The sequence below is a fragment of the Pseudoxanthomonas sp. CF385 genome (assembly GCF_900104255.1).
Lineage (GTDB): Bacteria > Pseudomonadota > Gammaproteobacteria > Xanthomonadales > Xanthomonadaceae > Pseudoxanthomonas_A.
Window position 1 is genome coordinate 1272254 of record NZ_FNKZ01000001.1, and the last position, 12855, is coordinate 1285108.

General features: G+C 67.4%; 19 protein-coding genes and 1 pseudogene. 7 read left to right on the forward strand and 13 right to left on the reverse strand.

The window, feature by feature from the left end; translation table 11 throughout:
- Positions 1–42 precede the first annotated feature (42 nt).
- Together BLT45_RS05630 and BLT45_RS05635 are read left to right on the forward strand one after the other, a co-directional pair.
- A complete protein-coding gene (locus tag BLT45_RS05630; protein ID WP_093296248.1) occupies positions 43–426 on the forward strand; it encodes a nuclear transport factor 2 family protein in 384 nt (127 codons plus the stop codon).
- Between the two features lie 167 nt (positions 427–593).
- Positions 594–812 (forward strand): DUF4287 domain-containing protein, encoded by a 219-nt coding sequence (locus tag BLT45_RS05635; protein ID WP_093296251.1) that lies wholly within the window; start codon positions 594–596, stop codon positions 810–812.
- Positions 813–1473: 661 nt separating this feature from the next.
- Here BLT45_RS05635 and BLT45_RS05645 read toward each other — a convergent pair.
- A complete protein-coding gene (locus tag BLT45_RS05645; protein ID WP_093296254.1) occupies positions 1474–1926 on the reverse strand; it encodes a fasciclin domain-containing protein in 453 nt (150 codons plus the stop codon).
- Positions 1927–2233: 307 nt separating this feature from the next.
- On the opposite strand from BLT45_RS05645, the gene BLT45_RS18080 reads away from it, so the two are divergent.
- The gene (locus BLT45_RS18080; RefSeq protein ID WP_139187932.1) at positions 2234–2521 is read left to right on the forward strand and encodes a hypothetical protein; all 288 of its coding nucleotides are present in this window, start codon (positions 2234–2236) and stop codon (positions 2519–2521) included.
- Positions 2522–2693: 172 nt separating this feature from the next.
- Here the strand turns inward: BLT45_RS18080 and BLT45_RS18085 are convergent.
- Positions 2694–2957, reverse strand: a pseudogene (locus BLT45_RS18085) (asparaginase domain-containing protein); the annotation flags it as partial.
- A gap of 125 nt (positions 2958–3082) precedes the next feature.
- On the opposite strand from BLT45_RS18085, the gene BLT45_RS05650 reads away from it, so the two are divergent.
- Complete coding sequence (locus tag BLT45_RS05650) at positions 3083–3448, forward strand: GNAT family N-acetyltransferase (protein WP_175455737.1); 366 nt, start codon at positions 3083–3085, stop codon at positions 3446–3448.
- Between the two features lie 139 nt (positions 3449–3587).
- Here the strand turns inward: BLT45_RS05650 and BLT45_RS05655 are convergent, their stop codons facing one another.
- The 4 genes from BLT45_RS05655 to wrbA are packed head-to-tail and all read right to left on the reverse strand — an operon-like array spanning position 3588 to position 5726.
- Positions 3588–4073: an asparaginase domain-containing protein gene (locus tag BLT45_RS05655; RefSeq protein ID WP_093296260.1), complete on the reverse strand. Its 486-nt coding sequence runs from the start codon at positions 4071–4073 to the stop codon at positions 3588–3590.
- 20 nt (positions 4074–4093) lie between these two features.
- Positions 4094–4798, reverse strand: a complete 705-nt coding sequence (locus tag BLT45_RS05660) for a hypothetical protein (protein WP_093296263.1) — start codon at positions 4796–4798, stop codon at positions 4094–4096.
- Positions 4798–5130, reverse strand: coding sequence for a DUF2069 domain-containing protein (locus BLT45_RS05665; RefSeq protein ID WP_093296266.1), 333 nt, complete (start codon positions 5128–5130; stop codon positions 4798–4800). Before BLT45_RS05665 ends, BLT45_RS05660 begins: the two co-directional genes overlap by 1 nt.
- The gene (wrbA, locus tag BLT45_RS05670) at positions 5130–5726 is read right to left on the reverse strand and encodes an NAD(P)H:quinone oxidoreductase (RefSeq protein WP_093296269.1); all 597 of its coding nucleotides are present in this window, start codon (positions 5724–5726) and stop codon (positions 5130–5132) included. Before wrbA ends, BLT45_RS05665 begins: the two co-directional genes overlap by 1 nt.
- 75 nt (positions 5727–5801) lie before the next feature.
- Here wrbA and BLT45_RS05675 point away from each other — a divergent pair, with 75 nt between their 5' ends.
- The 3 genes from BLT45_RS05675 to BLT45_RS05685 are packed head-to-tail and all read left to right on the forward strand — an operon-like array spanning position 5802 to position 7914.
- Positions 5802–7079 carry a YihY family inner membrane protein gene (locus tag BLT45_RS05675; protein ID WP_093296272.1) on the forward strand — a complete coding sequence of 426 codons (1278 nt, stop codon included), beginning with the start codon at positions 5802–5804 and terminating at the stop codon, positions 7077–7079.
- Positions 7076–7648: a TlpA family protein disulfide reductase gene (locus BLT45_RS05680; protein ID WP_093296275.1), complete on the forward strand. Its 573-nt coding sequence runs from the start codon at positions 7076–7078 to the stop codon at positions 7646–7648. Before BLT45_RS05675 ends, BLT45_RS05680 begins: the two co-directional genes overlap by 4 nt.
- Positions 7648–7914, forward strand: coding sequence for an acylphosphatase (locus BLT45_RS05685; RefSeq protein ID WP_093296278.1), 267 nt, complete (start codon positions 7648–7650; stop codon positions 7912–7914). The genes BLT45_RS05680 and BLT45_RS05685 overlap by 1 nt, the downstream gene beginning before the upstream one ends.
- Positions 7915–7921: 7 nt before the next feature.
- On the opposite strand, the gene BLT45_RS05690 is transcribed toward BLT45_RS05685, so the two are convergent.
- The 7 genes from BLT45_RS05690 to hemA are packed head-to-tail and all read right to left on the reverse strand — an operon-like array spanning position 7922 to position 12837.
- Positions 7922–8338: a hypothetical protein gene (locus tag BLT45_RS05690; RefSeq protein ID WP_093296280.1), complete on the reverse strand. Its 417-nt coding sequence runs from the start codon at positions 8336–8338 to the stop codon at positions 7922–7924.
- A 2-nt stretch (positions 8339–8340) separates the two neighbouring features.
- Positions 8341–9120: a polyphosphate kinase 2 gene (gene ppk2, locus BLT45_RS05695; protein WP_093296282.1), complete on the reverse strand. Its 780-nt coding sequence runs from the start codon at positions 9118–9120 to the stop codon at positions 8341–8343.
- 28 nt (positions 9121–9148) lie between these two features.
- Positions 9149–9487: a helix-turn-helix domain-containing protein gene (locus BLT45_RS05700; RefSeq protein ID WP_093296284.1), complete on the reverse strand. Its 339-nt coding sequence runs from the start codon at positions 9485–9487 to the stop codon at positions 9149–9151.
- A 15-nt stretch (positions 9488–9502) separates the two neighbouring features.
- A complete protein-coding gene (gene moaB / locus BLT45_RS05705) occupies positions 9503–10021 on the reverse strand; it encodes a molybdenum cofactor biosynthesis protein B (RefSeq protein ID WP_093296286.1) in 519 nt (172 codons plus the stop codon).
- A gap of 26 nt (positions 10022–10047) precedes the next feature.
- The gene (locus BLT45_RS05710; RefSeq protein ID WP_093296288.1) at positions 10048–10497 is read right to left on the reverse strand and encodes a GNAT family N-acetyltransferase; all 450 of its coding nucleotides are present in this window, start codon (positions 10495–10497) and stop codon (positions 10048–10050) included.
- On the reverse strand, positions 10494–11579 hold the full coding sequence (gene prfA, locus BLT45_RS05715) for a peptide chain release factor 1 (protein ID WP_093296291.1): 1086 nt from the start codon (positions 11577–11579) through the stop codon (positions 10494–10496). The genes BLT45_RS05710 and prfA overlap by 4 nt, the downstream gene beginning before the upstream one ends.
- Positions 11557–12837: a glutamyl-tRNA reductase gene (gene hemA / locus BLT45_RS05720; RefSeq protein ID WP_093296294.1), complete on the reverse strand. Its 1281-nt coding sequence runs from the start codon at positions 12835–12837 to the stop codon at positions 11557–11559. Before hemA ends, prfA begins: the two co-directional genes overlap by 23 nt.
- Between the last annotated feature and the right edge of the window lie 18 nt (positions 12838–12855).

A 12855-nucleotide genomic window follows, 5' to 3' on the forward strand; every position in this document is an offset into this window, starting at 1 on the left:
TCGCACGGACGATGTCGGAACCCTCAAACAGCAGGTTCCGACATGACGACGCAGAAGGACATCATGGAACTGGAGCGCCGGTTCTGGCAGGCCATGGTCGACATGGACGTCGATACGGCAATCTCCTTGCTCGACCGCGATTCCGTTTCGGTATCGGGTGGCGGCATCCACGCTTTCACTCCCGACGAGTACAAGGCGATGGCGCTTGCCGGTGACGGGCGGATCACCGCTTTCGAGTTCTCGGATGAACGCGTCATTTTCCCCACGCCCGACGTGGCGGTCGCGTCCTACAGGGCCGATCAATCTTTCACCGTGGGCGGCGAGCGTCACGACATGGTCGTATACGACACGACGACGTGGGTGAGGAAGAACGGCGCGTGGGTCGCATCGGCGCACACCGAAACGCCTCGCCAGCCGGCGTCCTGAGCGCCGTCGGGTGTTGGACCACACGGGGGCTCAGGGACCGTTCCCTTGGCCCCGGGTGCGACGCGCGGGACATGTCGATTCGGTGCATGCTCCTTCGTCGGAACGAGGAGGGCGGTACAGGGCAGCCAATGCGGCGCCCGCCGCCACGCCACGACAAGGAGCGATGCATGACGACGACGAACGACAAGGTGAAAGGCCCGGCCTCCTACTTCCCTTCGATAGAGAAGCAGTACGGCAAGCCGGTGGAGCACTGGTTCAAGGTCCTGGATGCCGTCAGCGACCGTAAGCACATGGAGCAGGTGGCCCTGCTGAAGACGGAGCACAAGATGGGCCACGGCCACGCCAATGCGTTGGTGGCGTATCACAAGGCGAAGCAAGGGGGGTGAGGGGCTTGGCGACAGGCCCCGCCCTGTCGCTGGCTAAGCGCTAGCAGTTCTCTCAAGCCCAGCTTGCTTCGCCGCGGCTCTGGGAGTCTCCGTGACCCTCTTGACCGTATCGCGGCATATTCGCCGAACCAACCGGGCTCGCCATGCATTCAGGCCGGACCCGTTTCGCGATTCGAGCCGATCCGCGCATCGTGAGGAACCGGCCTGCCGAGAAAGCGCCCGGCATTCCATCACGACTCTTTTTCACGTTGCCCAGTCAGACCCGAAGGATTGGCCTGCAATGCATAACGCAACACGGTCTTCTCGTCCTGGATGGCTTGCATGGTCGATTCAAGCCACCGTGCCGCGATCCCTTGATCTCCGATCTGTCCGCCAAGTTCGTCCGTCAGGCAGCGTGCGCAAGGTTGCCCGCCTGGGCTGGGCCTGCAACATCGAGTACACGGAGAGAGTGTGCCCGTATCAGGAGGCCTCAGCTGATGAGTAATCCTCGCCATGAGGACGCTGGCCGCGCTGAGACTGTTCATGGTGACGCATCCTTATTAGAAGGCTGACTTGGCTGGCCGATCCGTGGTCACGACTGTTCGCATGGATCTGACCAATCGACTGCAAACAAGAACGGCAGGGATGGACCCCTGCCGCCTGCATACCGTTGCAGCCACCCTCAGTGCGGCCTGGCTTCCGGGATGTTCACCTTGTCGATGACGTGAATCACGCCGTTCTTGGCCATGATGTCGGATTGCGTAATCTGTGCGCCGCCGATACTCAGCGTCCCTTCGGTTGCTTCAACCGGCGCGTTCTGTCCTTGCAAGGTGCGCGCCGACTTCCACTTGCCAACATCCGTTGTGGTCTTGCGGCCGGTAACGACGTGGTAGTTGATCAGGGAGGCGAGTTCGTCCTTGTGGGCAGGCTCGAGCAGTCGTTCGAGCGTGCCGGCCGGAAGTGCCGAGAACGCTTCATCGGTCGGAGCGAACAGCGTGTACTGCTCCGTGCCGGTCAGCGAGGCGGCGAGGCCCGCTTTGTCGATCGCATTGAGGAGCGTGCGAAACGTACTGTTGCTCCTCAGCGTGCCCAGCAGGTTTCGCTGTGCGAGCTCTTCTTTCCGTTGCATTTCCATGGGTAGTTCCTGTGAGGGACCCTCGATGGGGTCGAATGAACGGCCAAGGCCGTGACCTGGCGCATGCCAGGCGTAGCTCAATGCGGAGGATCGAAGGGGTGTGTTGCGCGGCTGAGCAGCCGATACGGTATTGCACCGTAACTGATGGACGGTGCGCCTTGCGTTGTTAGTCTGGCGTGACGTCCGTGATTCGGATTTCGATTTTTCGTAGCGGCCTACGTGATAGCGTTATGAGACGTGGAATTCCGAGGCTGGCTAACGTCCACGCCCGCAGTGTGCCGGCTCGCACAATCACCGGAGCCGCCTCATGAACATCAAGCGACATCGCGTCGTCTCCAACCAATCTCCCTTCCAAGGCAGCGCCAATCGGCTGAGGGATCACGCGGTGCAGTGCGCCGAGAACGAAGGCTGGCCCATCCCCTGCGATCCGCCCGAGCCGCTGCTGGCGGTGGCGCATGCGGGCTTTGCGCAGCGTGTCTCTTCACTGTGGGGCGAGCATGTCCGGGATGATGTCCATTCTTGGCCGCTGCACTTCGACTTGCGCAAGCGCGTGGTACGGATCAGAGATGGAGTCGTGCACGCTGCGAGAACGTGATCCATGTCTTTGGCGCACCCGAACGAGCATCCGACAGAGTGGGTTCCTTCCAGGCTGCGGGCAGTGCGGCGGCTTGTCGGTGTCTGAGCGGAACGGCTGGTGTTCGATTTCCCCACATGAGAAGGGCCGCTGTTGCGGGCCTTTTCTCTGAGGTTGGAACTGCGGAGCACCGTCAGACGGCTTCGAACCGACTTGCCGCTACGTTCTTCCTGACCTTTGCCGGATCCAAGAGGCGAGCGTTCATGGCGATGTGGACGCCGGTGGGCAGCGACTGCAAGGCGCCGATGGCGGAGCTGCTGTCGAACGCCGCATCCGAGCCGCGGAAGCGGGTCGGGCTGAGGGCGCCGGTCATCACGAGGGTCTTGTCCGGGATCGACGCCAGCCCGTGGCCGGTCTGCGCCCTGCGGTTGGAGCCGTGCATGTCCTGCACGTGCCGGTGGGCTGCGCGGCGATTCAGCTCGGGAACGGTATCCTGCTCCCCCTTCCGGCCTGTCTCTTCGCCCAGGCCGCGACCGGCCCGGCTCGACTCGGCGTTCGGCCATCGCAGCCAAGCAGACCTCATTGAAAGCAAACTCTCTCCAATGGAAAACAGACTGGCGCTTCGAGGAGAGCCAGCAGCGGCGGCACTATGTCATCGAGCCGTGGCTTGATGGCCGCCGGGTAGGGCGTGCCCATGGCTGGTTCGAGTCCGGGGAGAGCTTCGTGCTGGAGAAGATCGAGATCGATTCGAGAATGCGCTCACGTGGCTATGGAAGCACGGTGATCGAGCAGCTGCGACAGAAGGCGCGTACCGAGGGGTGTCGCGAGCTTGTGATCAACAACGTGCGTTCCAACAACCACAGGGCCATCTCGCTCTATGAAGCCCTGGGCGCGAAGGCCGTCCAGCTGTCGTCGAGCCTCTGCACCTTCGCCATTTCACCGCCGTAGGTGTGGCCCTCGGAAAGATGAAGCTGGATCGGCGTGCGTTTGCCGATCGCGTCGTAAGGGCCGGAAAACACTTCCTTCCACAAAGCACAAGGCCCGCATCAGCGGGCCTTGTCGTTACTGCTGCACCCGTCCGCCGCGATCACACCGCTTCGAACCGATTCGCCGCCACATTCTTGCGGACCTTCGCCGGATCCCAGATGCGGCCGTTCATGGCGATGTGGACGCCGCTGGGCAGCGACTGCACGGCGCCGATGGCGCAACCGATGTTGAACTCCGCGTCCGAGCCGCGGAAGCGGGCCGGGCTGAGCGCGCCGGTCATCACGATGGTCTTGTCCGGAATCGAGGCCAGCACGTGGCCGGTCTGCACCATGCTGTCGGTGCCGTGCGTGACCAGCACGTGCCGGGTGGGCTGCGCGGCGATGGTCGCGCGGATCAGCTCGCGGTCCTCGTCGGTGATGTGCAGCGAATCCTTGCGCAGGATCGGGATGACCGTGAAACGGAACGTCACCCCCAGCTCGCGCAGGATCATGCCGATCTGCGGGTCGCCGATCTGGTAGTCCGACTTGTCGTCGAAGTAGATCTTGTCGATCGTGCCACCGGTGGTGACGATCAGCAGCTCTTCCATCTCGTGGCTCCTGCCGGCGCTTAGGGCGCGCCTGGCGTTGTGTCCGGGGGTGTCAGGTCATAGGGCTCGCCGTAGTGCTCGCAGATCGTTTCCAGCGCGCGCGAGGGCGGGGCCACCACCTGCGGATTATCGCCGCTTTGGCGGGTGAACGTGCACACCACCCCGGTCACGCGGCCGTCGTCGTCGCCGCTGGCGCCGACCACCGCGATCAGGTCGAGGTTGTCGTACTGCAGCGGCAGCGTGCGCGGCGCATCGAGCTTCCACAGGTGGAATTCCCAACTGCAGCAGCTCGAACGCCCGGCTTCCACCAGCCAGCCGTCCATCACCTGCAGTTCGTAATAGCCGCCGGTGAAGAAGTGCACCAAGGTGCGCGTCGCCGGATCGATCCGGTAGAGATCGCCGTCGCAATTGGGGCCGGCACCGCACATGCCGCGGACTTCGACTTCATGCAGACCGTCCTGGTCGATGTCCACCAGGTCCGCGTGGCCCATCGGCGTCTCGGTGACGTCCTGCTCGATCTCCCGCCGGTCGCAGACGCGGCCCGCTTCGCAGCTGAGCACGGCGACATAGCGACGCGTTTCCGGCGACGGACACTCGGTCTGCAGCGACAGCGTGCTGCCGTCGCGATTCTCCACGCGGACCGGATCAGCCGGTTCGCACACCGCGTCCTGCGCCCAGGCGCCGGGTGCCCACAGGCAGAACAGCAGCGCGGCGGCGAAACGCATCACGCCTTCTTGCCGAACCGCTTGGCGAAGGCCGGCCAGCTGGTGGCCAGCACGATGCCGACGGTCAGCACGATGCCCACCCACGCGAACGGCGCCTTCACCGGATCGGCCCACGCCACCATCACCGCATGCGAGAACCAGAACAGCGCCGCGACGCTGGCCCAGAACGCCGCGGTGCGTCGCCGCGCCATCACGCCGATCATCAGCAGCAGCGGGGGCAGCGAGAACACCAGCAGCGCCAGCGTGTACTGGCGGTCGCCGTAGAACCACGCCGCATAGAGGATGGCCAGCAGTTGCAGCAGGCCGGCGAGGATCAGGCGCGAGCGGTCCATCAGCGCGGCTCCAGGCGGCGGGCGATGTCGGCCACGCGACGGCCGAGCGCGCGCGCGAGCGCGGCTTCCTCGTCGCTGGGGTGCGGATCGTCCTCGCCACCGGCGACGTGGCTGGCGCCGTAGGGCGTGCCGCCGGTGCGCGTGGTGCTGAGCTGCGGCTCGGTGAAGGGAATGCCGACGATCACGCAGCCGTGGTGCAGCAACGGCACCTGCATGGAGAGCAGGGTGGATTCCTGGCCGCCGTGTTGGGTGGCGGTGGAGGTGAACACCGCTGCCGGCTTGCCGACCAGCGTGCCGCTGGCCCATTCGGCACCGAGGCCGTCGATGAAATGCTTGACCGGGGCCGCCATGTTGCCGAAGCGGGTGGGGCTGCCCAGTACCAGGCCCGCGCACTCGGCCAGGTCCTGGTGGTCCACGTAGGGCGCGCCGTCTTCGGGCACGGGCGGTGCGGCCTGCTGGGTCACCGCGGCCACCGGCGGCACGCTGCGCAGGCGGGCCGTCATGCCGTCCACTTCGCCCACGCCCCGCGCGATCTGCCGCGCCAGCTTCGCCACGGAACCGCCGCGGCTGTAGTAGAGCACCAGGATCTCGGGCATGGGCCGTCTTCGTCGTTCGGGGAGCGCCTAGTATCGGCGATGTCGTGCCCTTGGCCTATCGGTTACCCTTCCGCCATGGAGCCATTGGACTCGTTGAACCGCTGGACCGAACGCGTGCGCGACCGCGCGCGCATGGGCACGTTCTTCCGTTTCCTGGCCAAGCGCTTCCTCGACGACCGCCTGTTCCAGGCCGCCGGTTCGCTGGCCTACACCACGCTGTTCGCGCTGGTGCCGCTGGCCATGGTGGTGTTCGGCGTGCTGTCCGCCTTCCCGGTGTTCCAGGAATGGAGCGCGCAGCTGCGCGACTACATCTTCGCCAACTTCCTGCCGGGCGCGGCGGTCAGCCTGAAGGAGAAGCTCGACGGCTTCCTCGCCAATACCGGCAAGCTGACCGCCGTGGGCGTGATCGCACTGGTCGCGTCGCTGCTGATCACCCTCAACAGCATCGAGGCCACCTTCAACCGCATCTGGCGCGTGCGCAGCGCACGGCCGAAGCTCTCGCGCTTCCTGGTCTACTGGACCGTGCTGACGCTGGGCGCGCTGATGGCCGCCGCGTCGCTGGCGCTGTCGGCACGCTTCTACGCGCTGCCGGTGTTCGCCACCAGCGGCGGCAAGTGGCTGCAGACGCTGTCGCTGAGCCTGGCGCCGGTGCTGATCGAACTCGCGGCCATCGTGGTGATCTACCGCGTGGTGCCGCACCGGACCATCAAGTGGCGCTACGCGGTGGCGGGCGCGCTGCTGGCCACCGTGCTGCTGGAACTGGCCAAGTGGGGCCTGGGCCTCTACCTGGGCAGCTTCAACGCCTATCAGAAGATCTACGGCGCGGTCGCGGCAGCGCCGATCCTGCTGCTGTGGATCTTCCTGTGCTGGGTGGCGGTGCTGCTGGGCGCATCGCTCGCCTCCGGCATGGCCGCGTTCCGCTACCAGCCGGTCGCGCTGCGCCTGCCGTTGGGCTACGAGCTATACGGCCTGCTGCGCATGCTGGGCCGGTTCGCCCAGGCGCGCGAGAAGGGCAGGGGCCTGCACAGCGACCAGATCCTCGCGATGGAGCCGATGCTGACCGACTCGCTGATCCAGCAGATGCTGGGCCAACTGGCGGAGATCAACCTGCTGCGTCGCGACGAGGAAGGCGAATGGTTGCTGGCCCGCGACCTGGAAGACCTGACCCTGTGCGACCTGTACGAAGCCTGCCAGCTGCGCGTGCCGGTGGCCGAGGCGCACCTGCCCTTCCACGATGACGCGCTCGGCCGCGCCGCACGCACCGCGCTGGACGACCTGCGCGTGCCGTTGCGCGAACTGCTGAAGAGACGCGTCAGCGATCTGTACGTCGAATCCCCCCAGGAGCCTGCATGAAGTCGTTCTTGTCCCTTCCGCTGGCGGCCGCGCTGTCGCTGGCGGCCTGCAATGCCGGCTCGGCGCCGACCGAAGCGGCGACGCCCGCCATCGAAGCGCACGTGCAGGCGGTCGACCCCGCCACCGCGCGCGCGGCGGATCGCACGGCCGAGATTCCGACACTGCAGGTGAAGACCCTGGACGGCGCCGACTACGCGCTGGCCGCACACCGCGGCAAGTGGGTGGTGGTGAATTTCTGGGCCACGTGGTGCGCGCCCTGCCTGAAGGAAATGCCGGACCTGTCCGCACTCGACAAGGACAACGACCACATCGAGGTGATCGGCCTGGCCTACGAGGAGATCGAGGCGGACGAACTGAAGGCCTTCCTGGCCGAGCGCCCGGTGGTGTATCCGATCGCGATCCTCGACGTGTACAACCCGCCTGCGGATTTCGCCACGCCACGCGGCCTGCCGCTGACCTACCTGATTTCGCCGGACGGCAAGGTGGCCAAGCAGTTCCTCGGCCCGGTGACGGGCAAGGAGATCGAAGCGGCGATCACCGCGGCGGGCGGGCCGAAGGCCAAGGCCTGATGCCGGCCGCGCGCTTCCTCGTCAGCGGCAAGGTGCAGGGCGTGTTCTTCCGCGCGTCAACACGGGAACGCGCATTGGACCTGGGCTTGGGCGGGCGTGCGACCAACCTGCCGGATGGGCGCGTCGAGGTCGTGGCGGAAGGCCCGGCCGAGGCGCTCGATGCGCTCGAAGCGTGGTTGCATGAAGGGCCATCCGCGGCGCGCGTCGAAGTGGTGGTACGCACGCCGTGGGACCACGCGGTGAACGAAGGCTTCGTCACCGGCTGACGCCGTCTCAGGGCTCGGCCGCTTCCTGCAAGCGCAACGCACGTGCGGCCTGTTCCTCGCTCAACGGCGGTGGCCGGGCGACGGCCGCCTGCACGGGTTCCTTCCAACCGGGAATCTTGCGTGCGCCTTTCTGTATTTGCTGCGCCGCCATGCCGGCGAGTACGGGCACGATGCCGCCGTTCTTGCCGAGCTGTTCCAGGCTGGGAGGCTCACGCCAGCGTTCGTCGAGTGCGCCGGAATCGACCTCGATGGGATTGCGGAAGCGGTAGAGATCCACCACTTCCTCCGGCTCTGGCCGGACGATCATCGTTTCCAACGTCGTTGCCGAGGCGTCGTCCTTGGGCGGCTCGTCCGCGCCGGCCGCGTCCTGCGCCATCGCACGCGAGGCCGCCAGCCACAGCGCGGCCATGAAGGGCAGCCGCACGATCAGCCGCCGCGCTGCGGCTTGATCGGCTTGAGCACGCCGTAGCGTTCCTTGTGCAGCTTGCCCCGCAGTGGCGGCAGGCCCAGGGGTTCGACCGGCACCTGGGTGTCGGGCAGGCGGTCGAGCAGGTCGCGCAGCAGGGTCAGCCGGCCGACGCGCTGGTCGTTGAAGTCCACCAGGGTCCACGGGGCATGCGCGGTGTGGGTGGCCTTGAGCATGGCTTCGCGCGCGGCGGTGTAGTCGGCGTACTTCTCACGCGCCTTGAGGTCGATCGGCGACAGCTTCCAGCTCTTCAAGGGCTCTTCCGCGCGCTCGGCGAAACGCTCCTCCTGCTGGTCCTGGTCGACGCACAGCCAGTACTTGAACAGCAGGATGCCGTCGTCGGTGATGCCGCGCTCGAACACCGGCGCCTGTTGCAGGAAGCGTTCGTACTGGTCGTCCGTGCAGTAGCCCATCACCTTCTCGACCCCGGCGCGGTTGTACCAGCTGCGGTCGAACAGCACGATCTCGCCCGCCGCCGGCAGGTGCGAGATATAGCGCTGGAAATACCACTGGGTCGCTTCGCGTTCGCTCGGCTTGGGCAACGCCACCACGCGGCACTGGCGCGGATTGAGGTGTTCGGTGATCGCGCCGATCGCGCCGCCCTTGCCGGCGGTGTCGCGGCCTTCCATCACCACCACGATGCGCGCGCCGCAGTGGGAGGCCCATCGCGCCATCGCGGCCAGTTCCAGTTGCAGCGGTTTCAGGCGGGCTTCGTAGTCCTTGCGCTTGAGCGGCTTCATCGCGTCGTCCTGTGCGGCGGGGGAGGGATCAGCGTTTGCGGCGTGCGGGGTGTCCGGCCATGCTCCGCGCGACTTCCAGCAGGGCACCCTGCTGGCGGGTGTTGAGCGTGCGGTAGGCGGCGAGCAGGTCGTGTTCGCCCTGCGTGCGTGCGGGGTCGAAGGTGGACGCGAGTTCGGACAGCAGCGCGCCGGCCGGCACGCCGAGCGCACGCGCCAGCGCATTGAGCTGGTCGCGGCCGGGCAGCTTGTCGCCGGCCATCCAGGATTTCACCGTCGCCACGCCGGCGCGCGGGATGGCGGCGGCGAGATCCGCGGCGGTCAGGCCGCTGGCCTTGGCGAGCAGGCGCAGGGTGGTATCAAGCGACATCGCGGTTCTCCTGGCTCATTCCTTCAGGCGGGGACGCAGCGTGGCGAGGTTGCAGGGCTTGGTGCGCGCGTCGAGCTGCGCGCGGATGATCCCGTCCCACGCCGTGCGGCAGGCGGAGGTCGAACCCGGCAGGCAGAACAGGAAGGTCTGGTTCGCCAGTCCGGCGAAGGCACGCGACTGCAACGACGACGTGCCGATCTCCTCGAAGCTGATCTGCCGGAACAGTTCGCCGAATCCCGGCATTTCTTTGTCCAGCAGCGGCAGCAGCGCTTCAGGCGTGGAATCGCGACCGGTGAAGCCGGTGCCGCCGGTGACGAGGATGCCGTCCACGGCGGGATCGGCGATCCATTGCGAAACCTGTGCGCGCAGGCGGTAACGGTCGTCGGGCAGCAGGGCGCGCGCATGCAGGCGATGGCCTGCGCCCGTGAGGGCCTCGACCAGATAATCGCCGGAGCGGTCTTCCGCGAGGGTGCGGCTGTCCGAAACGGTCAGCACGCAGAGGTGCAACGGGATCAGGTCGTCGGCATGGCTCATGCCGCGAAAGATAGCGCACTCGCGCGTCAGCGGAGCGGCAGGCGGTAACGCAGTGTGCCGTCGTACAGCGTCCAGCCCATCGCCTGGTACAGGGCCTGCGCCGTGTGGTTGTCGTGGTCGGTTTCCAGTTCGAGCCGCAATGCGCCGTCCGCGCGCGCGAAGTCGGCGGCGGCCGCCAGCAGCGCACGCGCCACGCCGCCGCGGCGCGCGTCGGGCAGCACCAGCAGGTCGTTGAGGATCCAGACGTGGGTGGCGCTGACGGACGAGAAGGCCGGGTACAACTGGGTGAAGCCCACGGCCTTGCCCTCCTGCAGGGCGAGCAGGATCACCGACTCGCCGCGGGTCAGGCGCGCATCGATGAAGTCGCGGGCCAGCGCGGGATCGGACGGCTTGCCGTAGAACACGCGGTAGGTGTCGAACAGCGGGGCGACGACATCCACGTCGCCCGGCGTCGCACGCCGGATGTCGATGCTCATGATGCCTCCGTCAATCGGGCCAGTTCGTCGGCCAGGTGTTCGCGGCCGAGGCGGTCGATCAGGTCATCCAGGTCGCCCTGGATGATGTTGGGCAGGTCGTACAGGGTCAGGCCTTCGACGCGGTGGTCGGTGATCCGGCCCTGCGGGAAGTTGTAGGTGCGGATGCGCTGGCTGCGGTCGCCGCTGCCGACCTGCAGCCGGCGCGTCTCGGCCTGCGCGGCCTGCTGCTTGCTGCGTTCGGCGTCCAGCAGCTGCGCCTTCAGGCGCTTCATCGCCTTGTCGCGGTTGGCGTGCTGGCTGCGCTCGGTCTGGCATTCCACCACCACGCCGGAGGGCACGTGGGTGATGCGGATCGCCGATTCGGTCTTGTTGACGTGCTGGCCGCCCGCGCCGGAGGAGCGGTAGGTGTCGACCTTCAGGTCGGCCGGGTTGATCGTGATGTCGTCGACTTCGTCCACGTCCGGGATGATCGCCACGGTAGCAGCCGAGGTGTGGATGCGGCCCTGCGATTCGGTCTCGGGCACGCGCTGCACACGGTGCGTGCCGGATTCGAACTTCAACTTCGAATATGCGCCGCGGCCGACCACACGGGCGACGATTTCCTTGTAGCCGCCGTGCTCGCCGGGGTTGTCCGACTCGACCTCGACCTTCCAGCCCTGGCGCTCGGCGTAGCGGGCGTACATGCGGAACAGGTCGCCGGCGAAGATCGCCGCTTCGTCGCCGCCGGTGCCGGCGCGCACTTCCAGGAACAGGTTGCCGTCGTCGCGCCCGTCCTTCGGCAGCAGCAACAGCATCAAGGCGTCGTCGAGCTCGGCCAGGCGCTGCTGCGCGGCCTCGATCTCCTCGTCGGCGAGTTCGGCCAGTTCCGGGTCATCGCGCATCGCGCGCGCGGCGGCGAGGTCGGCCTGCGCGCGCTTCTCGTCGGACATCGCGGTGGCGACCGGTTCCAGTTGGGCGAACTCGCGCGAGAAGGCGCGGAAGCGATCGCTGTCGCCGATCACGCCGGGATCGGCGAGCAGGCGTTCGAGTTCTTCGCGGCGTTCGGCCAACGCTTCGAGCTTACGGCGCAGCGTCGGCGTCATCGTCTTTCTTCAGGTGCGAGTACGGCGGGTGCGCCGGGAACAGGCGGTCGGCCGCACGCGCCAGGTCGGGATCCCCGCTGAGCGCGGCTTCGCGCAGCGCCGCGGTGGGCGGGTGCAGCAGTCGGTTGGTCAGCGTGTGGGCGAGGAACTCCAGCACCTGCTCCGGCTCGCGACCGTTGGCGAGCTGCTGGCGCGCCTTGGCCAGCACGTCTTCGCGGGTCGACTCGCCCAGGGCGCGCAGGCGCTTGAGCGGTTCGGTGCGCGAACCGGCGTGCAGGCTCTCCATGAAGCGGCCGACCTGTACGTCGATGATCGCCTCGGCCGCGTCGGCGGCTTCGCGCCGGCCGCGTCGGTTGTCTTCGACCGCGCGCTCCAGGTCGTCGACGGTGTAGAGGTAGGCATCGCGCAGCTCCGCCACCGAGGACTCGATGTCGCGCGGCACGGCCAGGTCGAACAGCAGCATCGGCTTGTGCTTGCGCTTGGCCAGCGCCGCGGCGACCTGCGCCTGCCGCACCACCGGCTCGCGTGCGGCCGTGGCGGAGAACACCACGTCGGCTTCGGCCAGGTGGCGGTCCAGTTCGGTCAGCGGCAGGGCGTATCCGCCGTGGCGGGTGGCCAGTTCCTGCGCATGGGCCAGGGTGCGGTTGGCGACCAGCAGGCGGCGCACGCGACCTTCGCTGAGGTGCTTGGCGGCCAGTTCGATGGTTTCGCCGGCGCCGACCAGCAGCACGGTGGATTCGCTGAGCCGGGAGAACGAGTTCTGCGCCAGGCGCACCGCGGTGGAGGCGACGGACACGGGGTTGGCGCCCACGCGGGTGTCGGTGCGCGCGCGCTTGGCCACAGCGAAGGTCTGCTGGAACAGGCGGTCCAGGCGGTTGCCCAGCGCGCCGTGTTCGCGCGCGGTGGCCCAGGCGTCCTTCACCTGGCCCAGGATCTGCGGTTCGCCCAGCACCATCGAATCCAGGCCCGTCGCCACCCGGAACAGGTGGCGCACGGCGTCCGCGTCACGGTGGCGATACAGATAGCCGTCCAGCCCCTCGGCATGCGTGGCCAGCCAGCTGGCCAGCACGTCGCCGTCCTCGGCCACGGCGTAGAGTTCGGTGCGGTTGCAGGTGGACAACAGGGCCGCTTCCGCCACTGCCGGCAACGCGCGCAGCGACGACAACGCATGCGGCACCGTGCCGGCGTCGAAGGCCACCCGTTCGCGCAGGTCGACGGGCGCGGTCTGGTGGTTCAATCCGAGGACCCACAACGTCATCGTTCAGGTGCTTGCAGT

What these genes read in the sequence shown, in the direction of transcription:
- BLT45_RS05630 (WP_093296248.1), top strand. Translation starts at nt 43, where the DNA reads ATGACGACGCAGAAGGACATCATGGAACTGGAGCGCCGGTTCTGGCAG.
- BLT45_RS05635 (WP_093296251.1), top strand. Translation starts at nt 594, where the DNA reads ATGACGACGACGAACGACAAGGTGAAAGGCCCGGCCTCCTACTTCCCT.
- BLT45_RS05645 (WP_093296254.1), bottom strand. Translation starts at nt 1,926, where the DNA reads ATGGAAATGCAACGGAAAGAAGAGCTCGCACAGCGAAACCTGCTGGGC.
- BLT45_RS18080 (WP_139187932.1), top strand. Translation starts at nt 2,234, where the DNA reads ATGAACATCAAGCGACATCGCGTCGTCTCCAACCAATCTCCCTTCCAA.
- BLT45_RS05655 (WP_093296260.1), bottom strand. Translation starts at nt 4,073, where the DNA reads ATGGAAGAGCTGCTGATCGTCACCACCGGTGGCACGATCGACAAGATC.
- BLT45_RS05660 (WP_093296263.1), bottom strand. Translation starts at nt 4,798, where the DNA reads ATGCGTTTCGCCGCCGCGCTGCTGTTCTGCCTGTGGGCACCCGGCGCC.
- BLT45_RS05665 (WP_093296266.1), bottom strand. Translation starts at nt 5,130, where the DNA reads ATGGACCGCTCGCGCCTGATCCTCGCCGGCCTGCTGCAACTGCTGGCC.
- wrbA (WP_093296269.1), bottom strand. Translation starts at nt 5,726, where the DNA reads ATGCCCGAGATCCTGGTGCTCTACTACAGCCGCGGCGGTTCCGTGGCG.
- BLT45_RS05675 (WP_093296272.1), top strand. Translation starts at nt 5,802, where the DNA reads ATGGAGCCATTGGACTCGTTGAACCGCTGGACCGAACGCGTGCGCGAC.
- BLT45_RS05680 (WP_093296275.1), top strand. Translation starts at nt 7,076, where the DNA reads ATGAAGTCGTTCTTGTCCCTTCCGCTGGCGGCCGCGCTGTCGCTGGCG.
- BLT45_RS05685 (WP_093296278.1), top strand. Translation starts at nt 7,648, where the DNA reads ATGCCGGCCGCGCGCTTCCTCGTCAGCGGCAAGGTGCAGGGCGTGTTC.
- ppk2 (WP_093296282.1), bottom strand. Translation starts at nt 9,120, where the DNA reads ATGAAGCCGCTCAAGCGCAAGGACTACGAAGCCCGCCTGAAACCGCTG.
- BLT45_RS05700 (WP_093296284.1), bottom strand. Translation starts at nt 9,487, where the DNA reads ATGTCGCTTGATACCACCCTGCGCCTGCTCGCCAAGGCCAGCGGCCTG.
- moaB (WP_093296286.1), bottom strand. Translation starts at nt 10,021, where the DNA reads ATGAGCCATGCCGACGACCTGATCCCGTTGCACCTCTGCGTGCTGACC.
- BLT45_RS05710 (WP_093296288.1), bottom strand. Translation starts at nt 10,497, where the DNA reads ATGAGCATCGACATCCGGCGTGCGACGCCGGGCGACGTGGATGTCGTC.
- prfA (WP_093296291.1), bottom strand. Translation starts at nt 11,579, where the DNA reads ATGACGCCGACGCTGCGCCGTAAGCTCGAAGCGTTGGCCGAACGCCGC.
- hemA (WP_093296294.1), bottom strand. Translation starts at nt 12,837, where the DNA reads ATGACGTTGTGGGTCCTCGGATTGAACCACCAGACCGCGCCCGTCGAC.